The sequence below is a fragment of the Streptococcus sp. NLN76 genome (assembly GCF_015686645.1).
In the GTDB taxonomy this organism is placed as follows: domain Bacteria; phylum Bacillota; class Bacilli; order Lactobacillales; family Streptococcaceae; genus Streptococcus.
This window is the reverse complement of the sequence record NZ_JADPMS010000092.1, coordinates 1-748: the sequence shown is the minus strand read 5'-3', so window position 1 is coordinate 748 and position 748 is coordinate 1. Positions and strand designations below refer to the sequence as shown.

Sequence of the window (748 nt, the reverse complement as noted above, 5' to 3'; positions counted from 1 at the left end):
GGGAGTTAACGGGATCGAACCGCTGACCCTCTGCTTGTAAGGCAGATGCTCTCCCAGCTGAGCTAAACTCCCATAAGGCGGAGTTTGCTCAGCCAACGGTGAAAAGTTTCACTTTCCTTATCCGCAACTTGAAAAGTCGATTACCTCTCCTTTTCAACTGAGCTAAACTCCCATAAGAAAGCCTGAGCTTTCTATTTGCTAAGCGACTACCATATCTCACAGGGGGCAACCCCCAACTACTTCCGGCGTTCTAGGGCTTAACTGCTGTGTTCGGCATGGGAACAGGTGTATCTCCTAGGCTATCGTCACTTAACAAATTTTCTAGCTTTTTCCTCGTTGACGGCGTCATCTACGTCTCGGTAATCCTTAGATTGACCTCGACTGGATTCCTTGTCACCAAGAAAAAATCTTATAAAATTACATTGTCACTCTACAAGCTAGAGTAGACAGAGTGTTAAGAACACTCAAAATTGAATATCTATACAGGATATAAAAGCCGTCCAGCTTGCTGGCGCTTCAAAGGAAAAATAGGAAATCAGACGAAGTGTCTTTAGACACTAGGAAGATTTATCTTTTTCCACAGAAGCGAGGCTGTATTCGACTCTATCATCAGAAAGTCTCAAGTTTAACCTCAACTCGCATACTTAGTTTGACTTCGGATAAGTCTTCGAGCTATTAGTATTAGTCCGCTACATTGCTCACACAACTTCCACTCCTAACCTATCTACCTGATCATCTCTCAGGGCTC

Annotated in this window: 1 tRNA gene and 2 rRNA genes; all 3 read right to left on the bottom strand. The window is 43.9% G+C overall.

Annotated features, from left to right (window positions below):
- Positions 1 to 72: transfer RNA gene (locus I1A59_RS09350), tRNA-Val, on the bottom strand.
- Between the two features lie 125 nt (positions 73 to 197).
- Positions 198 to 313 (bottom strand): 5S ribosomal RNA (gene rrf, locus I1A59_RS09345).
- Between the two features lie 342 nt (positions 314 to 655).
- A 23S ribosomal RNA gene (locus I1A59_RS09340) occupies positions 656 to 748 on the bottom strand; the annotation flags it as partial.